15 protein-coding genes are annotated in these 17,102 nt (G+C 71.7%); 5 read left to right on the top strand and 10 right to left on the bottom strand.

Features of this window, described 5'->3' with window-relative positions; all coding sequences use genetic code 11:
- The first annotated feature begins 78 nt into the window (after window positions 1-78).
- Genes NH287_RS11085 through NH287_RS11075 form a run of 3 tightly spaced genes read left to right on the top strand, consistent with a single transcriptional unit; the run spans window position 79 to window position 4,267 of the window.
- Window positions 79-696, top strand: coding sequence for a PadR family transcriptional regulator (locus tag NH287_RS11085; protein ID WP_253035664.1), 618 nt, complete (start codon window positions 79-81; stop codon window positions 694-696).
- The gene (locus tag NH287_RS11080; RefSeq protein ID WP_253035663.1) at window positions 693-1,412 is read left to right on the top strand and encodes an ABC transporter ATP-binding protein; all 720 of its coding nucleotides are present in this window, start codon (window positions 693-695) and stop codon (window positions 1,410-1,412) included. The genes NH287_RS11085 and NH287_RS11080 overlap by 4 nt, the downstream gene beginning before the upstream one ends.
- A complete protein-coding gene (locus tag NH287_RS11075) occupies window positions 1,409-4,267 on the top strand; it encodes an FtsX-like permease family protein (RefSeq protein WP_253035662.1) in 2,859 nt (952 codons plus the stop codon). The genes NH287_RS11080 and NH287_RS11075 overlap by 4 nt, the downstream gene beginning before the upstream one ends.
- Before the next feature lie 12 nt (window positions 4,268-4,279).
- On the opposite strand, the gene NH287_RS11070 is transcribed toward NH287_RS11075, so the two are convergent.
- The 4 genes from NH287_RS11070 to NH287_RS11055 are packed head-to-tail and all read right to left on the bottom strand — an operon-like array spanning window position 4,280 to window position 9,823.
- Window positions 4,280-5,662 (bottom strand): aspartate aminotransferase family protein, encoded by a 1,383-nt coding sequence (locus NH287_RS11070; protein WP_253035661.1) that lies wholly within the window; start codon window positions 5,660-5,662, stop codon window positions 4,280-4,282.
- A 59-nt stretch (window positions 5,663-5,721) separates the two neighbouring features.
- Entirely contained in the window at window positions 5,722-7,083 is a 1,362-nt protein-coding gene (locus NH287_RS11065; protein ID WP_253035660.1) for an aminotransferase class V-fold PLP-dependent enzyme, read from the bottom strand.
- Window positions 7,080-8,792: an amidase gene (locus NH287_RS11060; protein WP_253035659.1), complete on the bottom strand. Its 1,713-nt coding sequence runs from the start codon at window positions 8,790-8,792 to the stop codon at window positions 7,080-7,082. The genes NH287_RS11065 and NH287_RS11060 overlap by 4 nt, the downstream gene beginning before the upstream one ends.
- Window positions 8,789-9,823, bottom strand: a complete 1,035-nt coding sequence (locus NH287_RS11055) for an agmatine/peptidylarginine deiminase (RefSeq protein ID WP_253035658.1) — start codon at window positions 9,821-9,823, stop codon at window positions 8,789-8,791. The genes NH287_RS11060 and NH287_RS11055 overlap by 4 nt, the downstream gene beginning before the upstream one ends.
- Before the next feature lie 66 nt (window positions 9,824-9,889).
- Between NH287_RS11055 and NH287_RS11050 the strand changes: the two genes are divergently transcribed.
- Window positions 9,890-10,513, top strand: coding sequence for a TetR/AcrR family transcriptional regulator (locus tag NH287_RS11050; protein WP_253035657.1), 624 nt, complete (start codon window positions 9,890-9,892; stop codon window positions 10,511-10,513).
- 130 nt (window positions 10,514-10,643) lie between these two features.
- Here NH287_RS11050 and NH287_RS11045 read toward each other — a convergent pair whose 3' ends face one another.
- The 6 genes from NH287_RS11045 to NH287_RS11020 form a co-directional block, all read right to left on the bottom strand.
- Entirely contained in the window at window positions 10,644-11,279 is a 636-nt protein-coding gene (locus tag NH287_RS11045; RefSeq protein ID WP_253035656.1) for a hypothetical protein, read from the bottom strand.
- A 1-nt stretch (window position 11,280) separates the two neighbouring features.
- Entirely contained in the window at window positions 11,281-11,982 is a 702-nt protein-coding gene (locus NH287_RS11040) for a hypothetical protein (RefSeq protein WP_253035655.1), read from the bottom strand.
- Between the two features lie 204 nt (window positions 11,983-12,186).
- Window positions 12,187-12,642, bottom strand: coding sequence for a hypothetical protein (locus tag NH287_RS11035; protein ID WP_253035654.1), 456 nt, complete (start codon window positions 12,640-12,642; stop codon window positions 12,187-12,189).
- A gap of 36 nt (window positions 12,643-12,678) precedes the next feature.
- Window positions 12,679-13,146: a hypothetical protein gene (locus NH287_RS11030; RefSeq protein WP_253035653.1), complete on the bottom strand. Its 468-nt coding sequence runs from the start codon at window positions 13,144-13,146 to the stop codon at window positions 12,679-12,681.
- 81 nt (window positions 13,147-13,227) lie between these two features.
- Window positions 13,228-14,574, bottom strand: coding sequence for an FAD-dependent oxidoreductase (locus tag NH287_RS11025; RefSeq protein ID WP_253035652.1), 1,347 nt, complete (start codon window positions 14,572-14,574; stop codon window positions 13,228-13,230).
- Window positions 14,571-16,007, bottom strand: a complete 1,437-nt coding sequence (locus NH287_RS11020) for an aminobutyraldehyde dehydrogenase (protein WP_308210408.1) — start codon at window positions 16,005-16,007, stop codon at window positions 14,571-14,573. Before NH287_RS11020 ends, NH287_RS11025 begins: the two co-directional genes overlap by 4 nt.
- A 116-nt stretch (window positions 16,008-16,123) precedes the next feature.
- Between NH287_RS11020 and NH287_RS11015 the strand changes: the two genes are divergently transcribed.
- Window positions 16,124-17,102, top strand: a 979-nt coding sequence (locus NH287_RS11015; RefSeq protein WP_253035651.1) for a PucR family transcriptional regulator ligand-binding domain-containing protein, incomplete at its 3' end; no start/stop codon positions are given.

The raw sequence follows: 17,102 nt of genomic DNA, 5'->3' as shown, positions 1-17,102 counted from the left end.
CGCGGCGTTCTTGCGGCGGCGTTGCCGAGTATGCATATACTCAGAAAACACATACCCGGTATGCAGCGAGGAGTCCCGATGTCGGTACGTTCGAGCCTGTTGGCGATCCTGGACCAGGGTCCCTGCTACGGCTACCAGCTGCGGGCGGAGTTCGACCGCCGCACCGGGTCGACCTGGCCCCTCAACGTGGGTCAGATCTACAACACCCTCGACCGCCTCGAGCGCGACGGCCTGGTCGAGAAGGGTGACGTCGACGAGCAGGGTCACGTGTACTGGCAGATCACGGATGCCGGATCCGCCGAGGTCCGCGCGTGGCTCGACGCTCCCGTGGAGCGCTCGCAGGGCACCCGTGACGAGCTGGCGATCAAGCTCGCCGTCGCCGCCACCCTGCCGGGGGTCGACCTGGCCGCCGTGATCCAGCGGCAGCGCTCCGCGTCGCTGCGGCAGCTGCAGGAACTGAACCGCGCCAAGTATGCGGGCGCGAACCCCGACGGTCCCGAGGAACTCGCGTGGTCGCTCGTGGTCGATTCGATGATCTTCTCCGCCGAGGCCGAGGTGCGATGGCTCGACCACACCGAGCAGCGGCTCGCGCGGCATCCTCATCACACGATGGGGTTGGAGCTGTCCACCGAGACCCCCAAGCGGGGGAGGCCTGCCAGATCCGAGGCGGGCAACGCCGAGGCGGTCGTGCGGTGAGCGCCGCCGTCCTGCAGCTGGTGGGGGTCACGCAGCAGTACGGCGAGGGCGAGACGAGCGTCTCGGCACTGTCGGGCGTCGATCTGACGGTCGACAAGGGGGAGCTCGTCGCGATCATGGGAGCGTCCGGTTCGGGCAAATCCACGCTCCTGTCGATCGCGGGCGGGTTGCAGAAGCCCACCAGCGGCGAAGTCGTCGTCGAGGGGACGTACCTCTCGACGGCGACACGTCGCGATCTCGCGCAGCTCCGGCGGCGCTCCCTGGGATTCGTCTTCCAGGACTTCAATCTCATCCCGACCCTCACGGCCGTCGAGAACGTGACGCTGCCGCTCGAGCTCGACGGCTTCCGAGCCCGGGTGGCGCGCCGTGCGGGTCGGGATGCGCTCGCCTCGGTCGGTCTCGAGGACAAGCTCGATTCCTATCCCGACGACCTGTCGGGAGGGCAGCAGCAGCGCGTCGCGATCGCCCGTGCGGTCGTCGGCGGCCGCCGGCTGATCCTCGCCGACGAGCCGACCGGTGCGCTCGACTCGATCACGGGGGAGGCGGTCATGAAAATGATCCGCAGCCGCGTCGACCAGGGGGCCGCCGGCATCCTCGTCACCCATGAACCACGGCACGCGGCGTGGGCGGACCGCATCGTGTTCCTGCGCGACGGCCGCATCGTCGACCAGTCGCAGCGTCGCGGCGCCGACGCGCTCCTGTCGGACGCGCGATGACCGCCGTGCAGGACCGGCCCCGAGCGGATGCCGGCACCCGCCGTCGCGTCGAGCGCCCGAAGCCTTCGCGCACGGCGCGGGTGCGCGTCGCCGTGCGCATCGCGCGGCGCCAGGTGCGCCGCGCGTGGGTGTCGTCGCTGCTCATCATGACGCTCATCGCGCTACCGATCGCGGGGATGGCGGGGGTCGCGGTATACGTCGCGAGCATGATCGCGACACCGGCGGAGCGCGTGGCGGTGCAACTCGGAGAGATGCAGGGCTGGGTGGAGCCGATCGGCGTCCCCGATGCGGGGTTCTGGCAGGCGCCGGACGAGCCGTACTCGTACGGGTACGGGACAGGGCCGGAGTGGACCTCCGAGGCAGAGGGGGAACCGTTATCGGACCCCACCTCCGCGCTGCCCGCGGGGACCGAGACGATCGAGGTGTCGCAGGGACGCGAGCGCGTCCAGACGAGCGCGGGGATCGCGGCGATCCGGGCCTGGGCGGGCGACATCGGGGATCCTCGGTTCACGGGTCGTTTCGACATGGTCTCGGGGAACGCGCCGAACGGCGACGGCGAGGTCATGGTGACCACCGCGACACTCGATCGTGTGGGGGCGCGGGTGGGCGGAGAGCTGCGCCTGGTCGACTCGGATGACGTCCTTCGGATCGTCGGCACCTTCGATGCCGCGGAGCTCGCCGATACCGAGAGCGCTGTCGCCTTCCCGGACGCGGACCGCTTCGAGGGGGCGACCTGGTACCTGCCCGAGACCTCCCTGTCGTGGACGGAGATCCGGACGTTGAACGAGCAGGGCATCGGGGTCTACTCGCGCGAGGTGGTCCTCGACCCACCGGCGTTCTCTTGGCCGGACGGTTCTCAGGTGTACACCGCGGCGACAGCGGAAGAGCAAGGACTGCTCGCCCTGGCAGCGGGCTTGGGCGCGGGTGGCCTCGCGGCCGCCTACATGGTGGTGATGCTCGCCGGAGCGGCCTTCGCGGTGAGTGCGCGGCGACAGCAGCGTGCGCTCGCTATCGCGGCCAGCGTGGGTGCCGACACGCGGGACGTGCGCAGAATCGTCCTCCTCCAGGGGACGGTGCTCGGTCTCGTCGCCGGCGGCGTGGGGCTCGCCGCCGGCGTCGGATTGGCGGCCGTCGTGATGCGGCTGACGGACAACGGCTCGGCGATGCAGTTCTGGGGCTTCCATGTGCCCTGGGTCATGCTCATCGGCATCCTGCTCTTCTCGACGCTCGTCGGGACGGCGTCCGCATTCGTGCCCGCCCGGTCCGTCGGGCGATCGGACACGATCAGCGCGCTTCGCGGAGCACGTCGTCCCCAGCGGGTGAACGCTGCGCGGCCGCTGTGGGGATCGCTGCTGATCCTCGTCGGCGTTGTCGTCACGATCCTCTGCGGCGTGGCGGCAGCGGCCGTCGCTGCGGACACGATGCTCCCCTGGGACTCGCCCTTCCGGTGGCTCCCCGTTGTGGGCATCATCGCGGGGCCCGTCCTGGCGCAGGTGGGCATCCTCATCTCCGGTCGGTGGCTGCTCTGGCTGGCTTCACGGCTGCTGTCTCGGTTCGGCATAGCGGCGCGGATGGCGTCGCGAGATGCGGTCGCGAACGGCGCTCGGACGGTGCCGGCGTTCGCGGCCATCGGTGCCACGGTGTTCGTCGGCGTGTTCGCGGTCGGGGTCGGGATGATGTCGGCCGGGACGCAGGTGCGGACGTGGGACTACTCCGCGCCGATCGGGACCGTGACCGCTGACGTGTCGAGCATGGACGGGGACCAGCTCGATCCGACCGTACGGCTCGCCGTGTTCGAGGACGTCCGCGACGCCTTCGAGCAGGCGGGGGCGACGGCGACCGCGCTCGTGCAGCGCCAATTTCAGCTGTACTGGAGCGGCGAGGAGGACATCCCCGGCGACGCTGTGCGGGCGACCGTCATGGTTCCCCAGCGGAACCTGCTCAGCGGGGACGACACCGATCAGGGATGGTCGGGAGTCTTCGGCGATCCGACCAACAACATCGCCGTGATGGACGCGTCGGACGTTCCGACCGTGATGGGGGTCGAACTGAGCGCCGCCGACAAGAGGGCGTTCGAGCAGGGCGCTGCGCTGATCACCGACAGCGACCTGATCACCGATGGACGCATCGACGTCGCCGCGTGGACCGAGCGGGAATGGGCGACGGGCAAGGCGCCGGACAACATCTTCGCTCCGGCGAACGATGCCGCGTTCGCCGAGCCGCAGTGGCGGACGACCCTCCCCGCGATCGCGCTCGACGCGCCGGATCAGCCGTTGAGCGTTGTGCTGCATCCGTCTGCCGCTGGGGAGCTCGGCCTGAACCTGGAGCCGACGGCCCTGTTCGCGGCGATGCCCGAGGACTCCCCGTATCGGAACTGGGATCGGGCGTACGCGCTGGGGGACAGCCTGACGACCGACGACCACTCGGTCTACATCTCCGTGGAGACCGGCCCGCCGAGCCCCGCCGCCTGGCTCGTCCCGCTGCTCGCAGCCGTCGCGGTCCTCGTGCTCGGCGCGAGCGCCGTCGCGCTCGGGCTCGCGCGGTTCGAGCGTCGGCCCGACGACGCGACCCTCGCCGCCGTGGGCGGCACGCCGGGACTCCGTCGTCGCATCGGCCTGTGGCAGGGGCTCGTGATCGCCGGGTTCGGCACGTTCGCGGGGGCCGCCGCCGGCATCCTCCCACCGATCGGGTTCTGGCTGCAGTCGCAGACGTCCTGGGAGCCGATGGACCTCGCCGACATCCCGTGGTGGCTGCTCGGGGCGCTCGCCGTCGCGCTGCCGCTGGGGATCGCGGCCGTCAACTGGCTCGTGCCGCCGCGCGAACCCGAGCTCACGCGACGCAACGTCATCGCGTGAGCCGGGTCGGCGTCACAGTCGCGCGGATGCCTCGGTCAGCACGCTGCGAAGGATCCCCTCGATCTCGTCGAACTCCGTCGGCCCCATCGTGAGGGGCGGCGCGAGCTGGATCACGGGGTCGCCGCGGTCGTCGGCGCGGCAGTAGAGGCCGGCGTCGAACAGCGCCTTCGAGAGGAATCCGCGCAGCAGTCGCTCGGACTCGGCGTCGTCGAAGGTCTCCTTCGTCGCCTTGTCCTTCACGAGCTCGATGCCGAAGAAATAGCCGTCGCCGCGGACGTCGCCGACGATCGGCAGGTCGAGCAAGCGCTCGAGCGACGTGCGGAACGCCGGTGAGTTGTCCCGCACGTTCTGCAGCAGCCCCTCCTCTTCGAAGATGTCGAGGTTCTCGAGCGCGACCGCCGTCGACACCGGGTGCCCGCCGAAGGTGTACCCGTGCGGGAACGAGGCCGTCCCGTGCGCGAACGGCTCGTGGATCCGGTCGCTGATGATCGTGCCGCCCAGCGGCGAGTACCCGCTCGTGACCGCCTTCGCGAAGGTGATCATGTCGGGCTGGTAGCCGTAGCGGTCGGCGCCGAACCACTCGCCGAGGCGGCCGAACGCGCAGATGACCTCGTCCGAGACGAGCAGCACGTCGTGCCGGTCGCAGATCTCGCGGACGCGCGCGAAGTAGCCGGGCGGCGGCGGGAAGCATCCACCCGAGTTCTGCACCGGTTCGAGGAAGACCGCCGCGACAGTGTCGGCTCCCTCGAACAGGATCGCCTCCTCGATGCGGTCGGCCGCCCAGGTCCCGTACTCCTCGGGGGTCGTGCCGGTGAAGCCCTGCTCAGCCGCGCGGTACCAGTTCGTGTTCGGCACGCGGAAGCCGCCCGGTGTCACCGGCTCGAACATCGACTTCATGCCCGGCAGACCCGTGATCGCGAGAGCGCCCTGCGGGGTGCCGTGGTAGGCGACGAAACGCGAGATCACCTTATGCTTCGTGGGCTTGCCCTGCAGCCGCCAGTACTGCTTGGCCAGCTTGAACGCCGTCTCGACCGCTTCGCCGCCGCCGGTCGAGAAGAAGACGCGGTGGAGGTCGCCGGGAGCGAGGTGCGCGAGTCGGTCCGCGAGCTCGATCGCGGACGGATGAGCGTACGACCAGATCGGGAAGAACGCGAGCTCCTCGGCCTGCCGGGCGGCCGCCTGCGCGAGGCGGGTGCGGCCGTGGCCGGCGGCGACGACGAACAGCCCCGAGAGCCCGTCGATGTACTTCTTGCCGCTCGCATCCCAGATGTGGTGGCCGTCGCCCTTCACGATGATGGGGACGCCCGATCCCTCGGTCATCGACGATTGCCGCGCGAAGTGCAGCCACAGATGGTCGCGGGCCATCGCCTGCAGGTCGGTCTCGGATGGTGCCATGGGTTCCTCCGGTGCGTCGATGTGGGTGGTGGGCGGATGCCGGGTGTCAGCGCATCGTGTCAGCGCATGGTGTCCAGGATCCCGACGAGGTCCTCGAACGTCGTGCGGGGGTTGAGGATCGCGAAGCGGGCGTTCGTGCGGCCGGCGTGGCTGGAGGGCGTGACGAAGGCGTGCTGGTCGTCGAGCAGGCGGTTCGACCAGGCCGTGTAGTCTTCCTTGCTCCAGCCGCGGCGCTCGAAGACGACGACGCTCAGCTGCGGACGACGCACGAGTTCGAGCTCCTCGCGGGACTCGATCTCGGCGGCGATGCGCTCGGCGAGCGAGATCGAGCACGTGATCGCCTCGCGGTAGACCTCGGCGCCGTAGGTGGCGAGCGAGAACCACAGCGGCAGTCCGCGGGCCCGTCGCGTGAGGTGCGCGGCGAAGTCCGAGGGGCTCCAATCGCTCGTCTCGGTGAGGGTGTCGAGGTACTCCGCGTGCTGCGTGTGCGCGCGGCGGCCGAGCTCGGGGTCGCGGTACAGCAGCGCACACGCGTCGAACGGGGCGAACAGCCACTTGTGCGGGTCGACGATGAGCGAGTCGGCGTGCTCGATGCCGGCAAAGTAGTGCCGGGCCTCGGGTGAGAGTGCAGCCGCGAGGCCGTAGGCGCCGTCGACGTGCAGCCACACCCCGTGCTCGCGCGTGACCTCGGCGACCGAGGCGACGTCGTCGACGATCCCGAAGTTCGTCGAGCCCGCGGTCGCCACGACGGCGAAGACGCTGTCGCCGTGCTCCTCGAGCGCGGCGCGCACCGCGTCGCCGTGCAGCACACCCCCGGCATCCGGAGCCACGGGCACGACCTCGACGTCCATCACACGGGCCGCCGACGCGATCGACGAGTGCGCCTCGGCCGAGCAGACGACGCGCCAGCGGTCCGGACGGATTCCGCGGTCCCGCGCGGTCTCGCGTGCGGCCACGAGCGCCGACAGGTTGCCGAGGGTGCCGCCCTGCACGAAGACGCCGCCGGCCGTCGCGGGCAGTCCGAACTCGCCGGCGAGCCACCGGAGCACCTCGTTCTCGGCGTGGACGGCGCCCGCGCCCTCGAGCCAGGAGCCGCCGTAGAGCGCGCTCGCCGAGACGACGAGGTCGAACGCAGCAGCCGCCTTCGACGGCGCGCTCGGGATGAACGACAGGTACCGCGGGTCGTCGGTCGTGATGCACGCGGGAGCGAGCACGTGCTCGAAGACGCCGAGCGCCTTGCGCGCCCCGATGCCCTGCTCGGTGATCGTCACGCCGGCCAGGCGGGCGAGCTCGGCGGGCGGCAACGGCTTGTCGAGCGGGTTGTCGTCCGTCAGCAGCCGCGGCCGCGAGTAGTCGAGGACGAGGTCGACGATCTGACGGGTCTCGTCGGTCACGTCGTGCATACGGGCGGGCTGGGTCATCGGTTCTCCGAGGTCGTGCGGGGGAGCGCGGGTGTGCGCGGCGGTCGGGTCCGGCGGGTGCCCAGACGTTCGAAGGCTACGCCCAGGCGCAGCAGCGCGGTGTCGTCGTAGGCGCGGCCCGCGATCGTGAGGCCCACCGGCATCCGGGTGTCGCTCATCGTGCCCATCGGCACGGTCACGGTCGGGATGCCGAGATGCCGGATCGCGAGGTTGCCGTTGGCGATCCAGATGCCGTTGCGCCAGCCGAGGTCGGCCGAGGCGGGATTCACGTCCATGTCGGCGGGACCCACGTCGGCGACGGCGGGGAAGACGACGGCGTCGAGGCCGGCGGCATCCATCCACTCTTCGAGATCGGTGCGGCGGAGGCGTTCGAGGGCACGCAGACCCTCCTCGAGCTCGGGCATGTCGCCCAGCCCGGCGCCCGGATGCGCGCGCACCCAGTCGGGGTATTCGGCGATGTCGTCGTCGAAGCCGGTGTAGCGGTCGGGGAGCGCACCCGGCGGGTGGGGGAAGATCGCGGCGCCGTCGACGTCGGCGAGGGTCGAGAGCGCGGGGTCGCCGTTGGCGGCGAGGAAGTCGTCCCACGCCCACGCCGACAGGTCGACGATCTCGCGCTGCAGATACCCCTCGGGGACGCGGTCGCGGATGGTCGAGGCACCCGCGCGGTCGCCCTCGTACTCGCTCACGACGGGGAAGTCGACCTCGACGACGGTCGCGCCCGCGGCCTCGAGGTCGGCGCGGGCCGCGCGCCACAGCGCGAGGATCGACGGGCGGGTCTCGATCCGCTGACCCGTCGGACCGCCGATGCCGGTGCCGGTCCCGGCATCCGGGTCCTCACCGATGTACATGCGGGGGATGCCGAGACGCACCCCGGCGAGCGAGGCGCCCTCCGCGAGCGCGGGATAGGACGCGGGCCGCACCTGCGACGCCGCGGGGAGGGTCACCCACGGCTGCGCGCGCCAGAAATCGCCGCGGGTCTCGGTGTCGTCGGCGACGATGACGTCGAGCACCTCGAGCAGGTCGGCCATGGTGCGGGTGTGCGGGACGACGACGTCCATCGTCGGGACGAGCGGCCAGTTGCCGCGCACCGAGATGACACCGCGCGAGGGCGTGTAGGCGCAGAGCGCGTTGTTCGACGCGGGGCCGCGACCCGACGACCAGGTCTCTTCGCCGAGGCCGAACGCGGCGAAGCTCGCGGCGGTCGCCGTGCCCGACCCGTTCGACGAGCCGGACGCGAACGGCGCGGTCAGCCACTCGGCGTTGTACGGACTCTCGGCGCGGCCGTACACGCCGCGCTGCATGCCGCCGTTCGCCATCGGCGGCATGTTCGTGAGGCCGAGGCAGATCGCGCCGCCCGCACGCAGGCGCTCGATCGTGAACGCGTCGCGCTGCGCGACGAGGTCCGCGAAGGCGGGCGATCCGGCAGCGGCGGTCAGCCCGCGCACGAGGTAGCTGTCCTTCGCCGTGTAGGGGATGCCGTCGAGGGGTCCGAGGGTCTCGCCGCGGGCGCGACGCGCATCGGATGCCGCGGCCTCGGCCCGCGCGTCGGGGTTGCGGACCACGACGGCGTTCAACGCCGTCTCGGTGTCGGGCCCGTCATACGCGTCGATGCGCGCGAGGTAGGCGTCGACGAGCTCGACCGCCGTGGCTTCTCCGGACTCGAGGGCGGCGCGCAGGTCGGCGATCGGCGCCTCGACGACGTCGATCATGCCGTCACCGCCGGCTGCTGCTGCGTGATGCAGTGGATGCCGCCGCCCCGGGCGAACAGGGGGCGTGCGTCGACCGTGACGACCTCGCGGCCCGGGTACGCCTCGGCCAGGATCGCGCGGGCCTGCGCGTCGGCCTTCTCCTCGCCGAAGCCGCACGCGATCACGCCGCCGTTCACCACGAGGTGGTTCACGTAGCTCCAGTCGACCGGGCCGTGGGCGTCGGTCAGGGTCTCGGGGGCGGGGAGCGACACGATCTCGAAGCGGCGACCGGCGGCATCCGTCTGGCCCTCGAGCTCGGTGCGCAGCTGCGCGGTCACCGCGTGATCGGGGTGCGCCGGGTCTCGCTGATCGTGGAGCAGGATGCGGCCGGGCGAGGGGATCGTCGCCACGATGTCGACGTGCCCGTTCGTGCCGAAGTCGTCGTAGTCGCGGGTCAGGCCGCGGCTCAGCCACACGGCGCGCGTCGCGCCGAGCGTGCGGGCCATCTCGGCCTCGACGCGCGCCCGGTCGGCGAACGGGTTGCGGCGGGGATCGAGCTGCACGGTCTCGGTGAGCAGCACCGTGCCCTCGCCGTCGACGTGGATGCCGCCGCCCTCGTTCACGAGGACGGACGAGACGAGCTCGGCCCCTACCTCGGCGGCGATCAGGCGCGCGTGCGCCGCGGAATCCTGCCACTGCGCCCAGTCGGGCGCGCCCCAGCCGTTGAAGATCCAGTCGACCGCGCCGAGGACGCCGGGGCGCTCGTCGTCGACGACGAAGGTGGGGCCGTGGTCCCGCATCCAATACTCGTCGACGGGGGCCTCGAGCAGCGTCACCTCGCCGGGGAGCATGCGGCGTGCGCGCGCCGTCTCGGTCGGATCGACGACCATCGTGAGCGGCTCGAACCGCGCGACGGCGGCCGCGACGGCGGCCCAGGTGGCGTACCCCTCTTCGCGTTCGGCGTCGGTGTCGCCGAGGGTGAGGCCCTCGCGGGGGAAGGCCATCCACGTGCGCTCGTGCGGGGCGGTCTCGCTCGGCATCCGCCAGGCCATGGCGTCTCCCTGGGGTGTCGGGTAGCTTATTGATCGTTTGATCAACAAGGGGAGGGTATCGAGTCCATGACGCAGACGTCAACCGTCCGCCGGCGGCGCAAGACCCCCGCCGAACGCCGCGATGAGATCGCGGCCGCGGCGCGCGGGATCGCGCTCGCCGACGGTCTCGATGCCGTCACGCTGCGCGCCGTCGCCGCGCGCGTCGGCGTCGCGCCCGGCCTCGTCGCCCACCACGCGGACGGCATGGACGCGCTCGTCGCCGAGGCGTTCGGCGCCGTCGTCGCGGACGAGCTGCGCGCCGTCGTGGGCGCGATGAGGGTGACGGATGCCGCGACGGCGCGGCTCGGCATCCTGCTCGACACCGTCCTCGGCGACGAGCCGAGCGCCGTCACGCTCGTCTGGGTCCAGGGCTGGGCGCTCGGCGCCCGCAACGAGGCGCTCGCCGCACGTGTGCGCGCCGAGATGGACGCGTGGCAGCGGGCGCTCGCCGCCGAGATCGTGCGCGGAACCGGGCGGGGCGAGTTCGCGGAGGTCGATGCGGATGCCGTCGCCTGGCACCTGCTCGCGATGATCGACGGCCTCGGAGCTCACGGCCTCGTCCGCTGGCGCGACGATCCGTCTCGCACCGACCTCACCCGCCGCGCGCTCGCCGCGCTGCTCGGCGTCGCGCCCGGCGCGCTGCACCGCTGACTCGCCGCCGAGACGTCGCAGATGGTCGCCCCGCCGCACCCGCCGGCGACCATCTGCGACGCCTCGAGCCGACGGGAACGGCGGTCATCCGCCGTGAACGGATGCCGGTGGCGTCGGCTCGAGGTCGGCGTCAGCTGTCGGGGCGCGAGATGTCGAGGGTGACGAAGTTCGTGCCGGGGACGAGGCGGACCTCGAACGTCGCGCCGTCGAGCGTGCCGAGCGGGAGGTCGAAGCGCTGCTCGAGGGCGTCCCGGCTCAGGCGGCGCAGCTCGGCCGCCTCGCCGGCGGGGGCAAGGAACTCCATGTCCCCACTGCTGGTCTGCCCGTAGGCATCCGGGTTGTCCTGCCCGATGGCGTCCTCGTACAGCTCCTCGACGATCTGACCGGGGATCTTCTTCGGCGTGCCGAGCACCTCCTTGCCCACCTCGCCGGGGGTCTCGCGCACCGCCTTGCCGATCGAGGTCCCGAGGTCGTTCGCGACGCTGTAGTCCGGCGCGGCGTGGCGTCCGGTGCGGCCGAGCTGTTCCAAACCGCGGGTGACGTCCGTGAGCATGTCGTACTTCTTGGCATGGCTGGTAACGGGGGAATCGCGCCGGTGCTTCCCCGCGTCCGCGGCGTTGCGCCGGTCCGTGCCGCGGATGCGGGCGGCGTCGGCGCGGTGCTTGCCGCCGCGCTTGCGGAACGCGCTCCCGAACCCTTTCTTGAACTCGCGGCCGGCGCCGTCGACGGCGTCGACGATCTCGCGCATGAGGCTCTTCATCGTCATGTCAGTCTCCCGAGATCTGCAGGTTGGCCAGGTCCGCGAGCAGCCGATCGGTGCGGTCCTCGATGTCGACGGCCTGCGCGTCCATCTCGTCGGCGGCCGCCTCGAGCGCCTCGATGTCGGCCTCGAACTCGTCCACGTCTCCGACGGCGCCCTCCACGACGGGCGCGTCCATGAGGGCCATGACGATCACCGGGACCTGCTCGACGAGCGGCTCGACGGCGAGGGGCAGCACCTCGTTGATGACCTGCTCGATCGTCGCCTCCATCGCCATGGCGAGCAGCTTCTTGCGCGCGAGCAGCAGCACCGCTGCGCCGCCGGCGCCGAAGGGACCCGCGGCGAGCAGGGGGACGAGCTGCACGAGCGTCAGGGTCACCTCGGCGATGACCTTGATCTTCATCGCGAGGACGATGCCGCCCGCGATGTCGATGCCCGTCGCGGCGGGGCCGAGCACGTCGAGCAGCTTCTGCATGTTGTCGGAACGGTTGCGGTTCCACCCCTCGACCTGCGCCGTGCCCGCGTTGCCCTGCAGCGCCGTGGCCAGGTCGCCGTTCACGCGGCTGTCGACGGCCTGGATGATCGACTCCATGTCGTCGCGATAGCCGCGCACGAGGTCAGCCGCCTTGTGGACCTCGTCCTCGTCGATGTCGGGCCATTCCAGCCCCATCTTGTCCATGATCCAGATCAGCTCATTCGGCAACATCATCCCCACGGGTACCACCTCCGCCGTCGACAGTAGCGAGCGGCCTCCGCGACGGCGATGGGGAGAAGGCCCCATTCCGCCGCGCTCGCGAGACGTCGCAGATGGTCGCCCCTCCGCCCGCCACGCGACCATCTGCGACGCCTCGACCCGACAGGAACGGCGGTCATCGGGTGGCGATGGATGCCGGTGGCGTCGGCTCGGCGACGATCAGATCTCGCGCAGGGTGTGGTGGGAGGGCACGTGGTTGTCGCGGTAGTACGCGACGAAGAGGTCGGCGGCCTCGTCGAGGCTGAAGACCTCGTGCGGGTGCACCTTCGTGCTGTGTCGTCCCTCGTCCCAGCGGATCGTCTCGGTCGGCTCCGACTCGCTGCCGCCGGTCGGCTTGCCGACGGTGCACTGGTGGGCGGTGCCTGCCTCGTCGACCACGCGCACCTCGACGGTCACCCCCTCGGCATCCCCGGCGCACTGGATGTACTCGTCGGAGAACGGAATCTCCGCCAACAGGTCGGCCCCGTCCGGTGAACGCCAGAGGCTGTACGCCCACAGCTTCGCGCCATCCATCCGCCGGACGGAGAACCGGATCTGGTCCTCGTACGGACGGGCCACGTCCACCAGGGGAGAGCGCGCGAACCCGTTGAGCTGCACGATGTGCGTCGGCGTCATCACAGAACTCCCAGCCGGTCGAGCTGCGGGTCGGGGTCAGGCACCGCCGAGCTCACGCAGGGTGGACTCGGCGGGCACGCGATCGTCGCGGTAGTAGGCGATGAACAGGTCTGCTGCCTCGTCGAGGGTGAAGACCTCCTTCGTGAAGACCCGCGTGCTGTGCCGGCCGCTGTCCCATCGAATCGTCTCCGTCGGCTCCGACGGGAGTCCCGTGGCGGGTGTGCCGACGGTGCACTGGTGCGCCGCGCCGAACGTGTCTACGGAGCGGACTTCGACCGTCACGCCCGCCGCGTCGCCCGCGCACTGGATGTAGTTCTCCGCCGGAGGCAAGCTCGCCCGGAGGTTCGCACCTTCGGGCGCCCGCCAGAGGCTGAGTGCCCAAAAGGAGGTGCCGTCCATCTGCGTCAGGGTGAACCGGATCTGCTCCTCGAAAGGCCGCAGATTGTCGATCAGGGGGAACCTGCTCGAACCGTGCTCCTGGAAGATGTGCGTCGGCGTGCTCAAGGTACCTCCTGCAGGATCACATGAACGGCCCATTGTGCCCCGGGAGAGGAACGAGGTAAACCTCCCACTGTCGTCGGCGCCTCACCGACCGGCGATGAGGTCGGCGATGCGGGCGACGGGCGAGGTGCCGCCGCCGCGGTCCTCGTGCGCGTCGGCGAACCGGTAGGCGCCGTAGATCCCGCGGACGGCCAGCCAGCGCAGCGGCTCGGGCTCCCACCGGCGTGCACGGTGCCCGACCCAGGGCAGCGACACGAGGTCGGACTGCTCGCCGAGCACGAGGTCGGCGAGCGTGCGACCGGCGAGATTCGTGGTCGCGACACCGGTCCCGACGTAGCCGCCCGCCCACCCCAGGCCGCTCGCACGGTCGAAACCCACGGTCGCCGCCCAGTCGCGCGGCACACCGAGCACGCCCGACCAGGCGTCCTCGACGGGGACCCCGGATGCCGCCGGGAAGAACCGTCGCAGCAGTTCCGTCAATGCGGTCACGGTCGACGCCGGTGTCGCCCCGTCCGTGTCGATCCGCGACCCGAACCGGTACGGGACGCCGCGGCCGCCGAACGCGATCCGGCCGTCGGCGGTGCGCTGCGCGTACATGTAGACGTGCGCGGCGTCGCCGAGGGTCGCGGCATCCGTCCACCCGATCTGCTCCCACGCCTCCTCCGGCAGTGGGGCCGTGACGATCATCGACGAGTTCATCGGCAGCCACGTGCGGCGCTCGCCCCGCAGGTCGGTCGTGAACCCCTCGGTCGCGCGGATGACGGCCGACGCCCGCACCGTGCCGCGGTCGGTCACGGCTCGACCGGGCAGGATCTCGGCGACGGCTGTGTCCTCGAAGATCGACACACCGCGGCGCTCGACCGCGGTGGCCAGCCCGGTCAGCAGCTTCACGGGATGGATGCGGGCGCAGTGCGGATGCCACACCGCGCCGAGCGTGCCCGCGACCCGCACGTGCTCGGCGGTCCGCGCGGCATCCCACCGTTCCACGTCGGTGCCCGGCCAGGCCGACTCGGACGCGAACATCGCGTCGAGGCGCGCGAGCTGCGCGGGGCTGCGGGCGATCGTCAGCTCTCCGCCCGCGCGGACGTCGGCGTCGATGCCCTCGGCCGTCGCGACCCGGATCACCTCGTCGACGGTGTCGTTCATGGCGCGCTGCTGGCGGATGCCGCCGTCGCGTCCGTACCGCTCGCGCCCGCCCGTCACCGAGTTCGTCAGCCACCCGCCGTTGCGCCCCGATGCCCCGAACCCGGCGAAGCGACGCTCGATCACCGCGATGCGCAGGTCGGGACGGCGCTCGGTGAGGTAGTACGCGGTCCACAGCCCCGTGTAGCCCGCGCCGACGATCGCGACGTCGACGTCGAGGTCCCCGGGCAGCGGTGCGCGCGCCGGCTCGGCGCCGTGGTCACGCCACCAGTGCGAGACGGTGGTCACGCGAGGCTCGCCATGACGTGCTTGAGGCGCGTGTAGTCCTCGAAGCCGTAGACCGAGAGATCCTTGCCGTAGCCGGAGTGCTTGAACCCGCCGTGAGGCATGTCCGACACGAACGGGATGTGCGCATTGATCCAGACGCAGCCGAAGTCGAGGTCGCGGCTGAACCGCAGCGCCCGCGCGTGGTCGGTGGTCCAGACGGATGCGGCGAGGGCGTAGGGCACCCCGTTGGCGAGCGCGAGCGCCTCGGCCTCGGTCTCGAACGCCTGCACTGTCAGGACCGGGCCGAACACCTCCTGCTGCACGATCTCGTCGTCCTGCCGCACCCCGGTGACGATCGTCGCGGGGAAGAAGAACCCCGTGTCGCCCTGCCGGGAGCCGCCCGTCGCGACGCGCGCGTGCGGGGGCAGCCGCTTGATGAACCCCTCGACGCGGGCGAGCTGGTCCCCGTTGTTGAGCGGTCCGAAGAACGCGTCGGGGTCGTCGGGGGTGCCCGTGCGGGCGTGCGCCGCCGCGTGGGCGACGAGCCGATCGACGAGCTCGTCGTGACGCGAGGCGTGCACGAGCACGCGGGTCGCCGCGGTGCAGTCCTGGCCGGCGTTGAAGAACGCGGCCTCGACGATCCCCGGGACAGCCGCGTCGAGTTCGGCGTCGGCGAAGACGAGCGCGGGCGCCTTGCCGCCGAGCTCGAGATGCACGCGCTTCAGCTGACGGGCAGCGCTCTCGGCGACCTGCATGCCCGCGCGGACCGAGCCGGTGATGGCCACCAGCTGCGGCGTCGGGTGGTCGACGAGGGCCGCGCCGGTGGCCCGGTCGCCGAGGACGACGTTGAGCACGCCGGGCGGCAGGATGCCCGCCGCGATTTCAGCGAGCCGGACGGTGGTCTGCGGCGTCGTCTCGCTCGGCTTGAGCACGACGGTGTTGCCGGCGGCGATCGCGGGGGCGATCTTCCAGATCGCCATGTTCAGCGGATAGTTCCACGGCGTCACCTGGGCGACGACACCGATCGGCTCGCGCCGCACGTACGAGGTGAACCCCTCGGCGTACTCGGCCGCCGCCCGTCCGTCGAGGTCGCGGGCCGCACCCGCGAAGAACCGCAGCTGATCGACGGACTGATCGATCTCATCCGCGACGAGGGTCGCGCGCGGCTTGCCGGTGTCCTGCGACTCGAGGTCGGCGAACTCCTCCGCGTGCTCCTCGAGGGCGTCGGCGAGACGGAACAGGGCGAGCTGGCGCTTCGCGGGGGTCGTCCCGCGCCAGCCGGGGAAGGCAGCGGATGCCGCCGCGAAGGCGGCATCCACGTCCTCCGCCGTCGACACGCCCATGTGCCCGTAGACCTCGCCGGTGACCGGGCTCACGAGGTCGAGCACCTCGCCCGACGGCGTCCGGCGCTCGCCGCCGATGATGTTCGCGGGGGTCCAGGGGGTGGTGCTCACGGGGTCTCCTTCGGTGCAGAGCCGCGTCGGGACGCGGCGGCGGTCATCCGGACGGATCGTCCGGAGCGGTTAGGCTGTGCCCACCTGTGCTCCCTGAACCCGAACGGCGAGTATCGATGCCTGACACCGACGACGATCGGATGCCGGAGCGGACCGAACGTCCGGACGGCGCCGTCAGCCTGCCCCGGGTGCGGGAGGTGCTCGCCCTCGGTGCGCTGCAGTCGGGTAGGCCCGAGGTGCTCGTCGGCGGTCCGGCGCTGGATGCCTTCGTGCGGTGGGTGCACGTCTCCGACAGCCCGGGCGTCGCCCGGCTGCTCAACGGCGGGGAGCTCTTGCTGTCGACCGGGTCGGCGTGGCCCGACGACCCCGAGCGATTGGCCGAGTTCGTCGTCGAGCTCGCTCGTGCGGGGCTTTCGTGTCTCGTCCTCGAGCTCGGGACCCACCACGCCGCGGTGCCACCCGCAGTCGTCTCGGCCGCCCGCGCGAACGGTCTCGCGCTGGTAGCCCTGCACGACGAGGTGAAGTTCGTCGGGATCACCGAGGCGGTGCACCGCCGGATCATCGACGATCAGTCGGCCGCGCTGCGGGTCCGCGAGGAGGTGCGGTCGCGGTTCACGGCGCTCGCCCTGCGGGGTGCCCCGGCCGACGACATCGTCGCGCAGGTCGGTCACGTGCTGTCCGCCCCCGTCGTCCTCGAGACGCTCGCACACGACGTCGTCGTCGCGGCGGTCCCCGCTGCGATCGAGGAGGAGACCCTCACCCGGTGGGAGGTGCGCTCCCGGCTCGCGCACCGCGGCGCGGGGGAACCGGACTGGCTCATCGTGCCCGTCGAGGCGCGGGGAATCTGCTGGGGTCACCTCATCGCGCTGCCCGGCCCGCCGCATCCGGCCGGCCGGCTCAACGTCGTCGAGCAGGGGGCGCTGGCCCTCTCGTTCGGGCGCCTGACGCACGGCGGAGCCGAGGAGTGGGGTCGCATCGGCCGCAGCCAGCTGCTCGACCGGCTCATCCGCGGCCGCTTCGGCGCCCGCGGCCCGGTCACCGCGCGCGTCGAGGCGGCGGGGCTCCCCGTCGACGGAGCGCAGCTGCGCGGAGTGG

This window comes from Microbacterium sp. CnD16-F (assembly GCF_024124465.1).
In the GTDB taxonomy this organism is placed as follows: Bacteria; Actinomycetota; Actinomycetes; order Actinomycetales; family Microbacteriaceae; genus Microbacterium; species Microbacterium gawkjiense.
This window is presented reverse-complemented; position numbering and strand designations above follow the sequence as displayed.

What these genes read in the sequence shown, in the direction of transcription:
- NH287_RS11065 (WP_253035660.1), bottom strand. Translation starts at nt 7,083, where the DNA reads ATGACCCAGCCCGCCCGTATGCACGACGTGACCGACGAGACCCGTCAG.
- NH287_RS11085 (WP_253035664.1), top strand. Translation starts at nt 79, where the DNA reads ATGTCGGTACGTTCGAGCCTGTTGGCGATCCTGGACCAGGGTCCCTGC.
- NH287_RS11050 (WP_253035657.1), top strand. Translation starts at nt 9,890, where the DNA reads ATGACGCAGACGTCAACCGTCCGCCGGCGGCGCAAGACCCCCGCCGAA.
- NH287_RS11070 (WP_253035661.1), bottom strand. Translation starts at nt 5,662, where the DNA reads ATGGCACCATCCGAGACCGACCTGCAGGCGATGGCCCGCGACCATCTG.
- NH287_RS11045 (WP_253035656.1), bottom strand. Translation starts at nt 11,279, where the DNA reads ATGACGATGAAGAGCCTCATGCGCGAGATCGTCGACGCCGTCGACGGC.
- NH287_RS11040 (WP_253035655.1), bottom strand. Translation starts at nt 11,982, where the DNA reads ATGATGTTGCCGAATGAGCTGATCTGGATCATGGACAAGATGGGGCTG.
- NH287_RS11060 (WP_253035659.1), bottom strand. Translation starts at nt 8,792, where the DNA reads ATGATCGACGTCGTCGAGGCGCCGATCGCCGACCTGCGCGCCGCCCTC.
- NH287_RS11055 (WP_253035658.1), bottom strand. Translation starts at nt 9,823, where the DNA reads ATGGCCTGGCGGATGCCGAGCGAGACCGCCCCGCACGAGCGCACGTGG.
- NH287_RS11075 (WP_253035662.1), top strand. Translation starts at nt 1,409, where the DNA reads ATGACCGCCGTGCAGGACCGGCCCCGAGCGGATGCCGGCACCCGCCGT.
- NH287_RS11035 (WP_253035654.1), bottom strand. Translation starts at nt 12,642, where the DNA reads ATGACGCCGACGCACATCGTGCAGCTCAACGGGTTCGCGCGCTCTCCC.